The sequence below is a fragment of the Convivina praedatoris genome (assembly GCF_933208495.1).
Taxonomy (GTDB): Bacteria; Bacillota; Bacilli; order Lactobacillales; family Lactobacillaceae; genus Convivina; species Convivina praedatoris.
This window is the reverse complement of record NZ_CAKOET010000017.1, coordinates 1-1,188: the sequence shown is the minus strand read 5'-3', so window position 1 is coordinate 1,188 and position 1,188 is coordinate 1. Positions and strand designations below refer to the sequence as shown.

General features: G+C 37.1%; 3 protein-coding genes. All 3 read right to left on the bottom strand.

The window, feature by feature from the left end; translation table 11 throughout:
* Positions 1-411, bottom strand: coding sequence for a RinA family protein (locus tag M4974_RS07830; RefSeq protein ID WP_248715914.1), 411 nt, complete (start codon positions 409-411; stop codon positions 1-3).
* 9 nt (positions 412-420) lie between these two features.
* Positions 421-861 (bottom strand): restriction endonuclease subunit S, encoded by a 441-nt coding sequence (locus M4974_RS07825; RefSeq protein WP_248715913.1) that lies wholly within the window; start codon positions 859-861, stop codon positions 421-423.
* Positions 858-1,188, bottom strand: a 331-nt coding sequence (locus M4974_RS07820) for an N-6 DNA methylase (RefSeq protein WP_248715912.1), incomplete at its 5' end; no start/stop codon positions are given. The genes M4974_RS07820 and M4974_RS07825, both read right to left, overlap by 4 nt.

Below are 1,188 nucleotides of genomic sequence, written 5' to 3'. Positions count from 1 at the left end.
TTATCCACAAGGATTAAACATTGACTTACGCAAGTCTTTTTTTATCTTGTCTAACCGGCGCTTACATGTGCTCTGGTCTAAGTGCATTAATCGGCTAATTTGTTGCCATGATTTCGCTTTCTCTCCAGGAGCGTAGTGCCAAGCTAGCATTTGTTGATTATCTTTATCTAGCGTATGTACATATCCTCTCACAGCTTTAATCTGTGCCTCCCAGTACATAATCATGCGGTCTTGTTGAATACGAATCATGACTTTTTCAACTGAGTTACGGTGTACATTTTTAAGACGACCCCCACCAATATTTTCATCTGTGGTGTGATTTCCCTTGATTTCAGCTATCCTAAAATTAATTTTTGACTGGATTTTATCTGAATAATAATCTTTAAAAACAGCGTCTATCTTGTCCGCCACGTTGTCCTCCTAAATGAACATCTTACTTAGCATCCATTGCTTTTGATTTTTTAGTTGCTGATCGATTTGAATTCCTGTTTCAATCTTTTCATCCAAATTTGAAAACAATTCAGCGATTGCTACTTGTGTCTCAACGTTATGTAGCTGCACTGGGAATTTAGCTAATTCATCAAATTGGATATTAAGACCTGTCTTAAATACGTACATAAACTGCTGAATATTTTTTTGTAAAACTACATTTAGATACATTGGATTTACACCAGCAATCGGAATAATAGCTACATACTTCGACTCAACTTCGCTCGGTTTCTTTAAAAATCCAACTTGCCCCCGCGTTGCTGATATTTGTAATGTTGACGTTCCTGTTGGATAGATATGACCAGCTTTAGCACGTTCATATTCAGCTATATCCGGAAGTTTTAAATTTTGAAAGTCGTAAGGGTCTATCATAGTAACTCCTGTTGTGCCTGTACCTGTTTACGTTTAGCCTTGGCGTTTAAGTAGGCCTTGAATTTGTCTAGATCATGAGCGTCTTGTAATGACTGAGTAGCAACCAAAGCGTTAACCGATAGAGACAACTCATTGAACAATCGCTGTTCTTCTTGATCTAGTTCAAATAACTCTTTAACCGTCTGTCCAATTGGGATAACAGGTTCCGGTTCAAAAGTATCAACGTAACGGGGAATGTTTAAATTAAAATCATTCTCTACAAAATCTTCATAACTCACTACGCTAGCGTACTTATCAACATTCTTGCGTTCTTTGTAAGTGTTGATA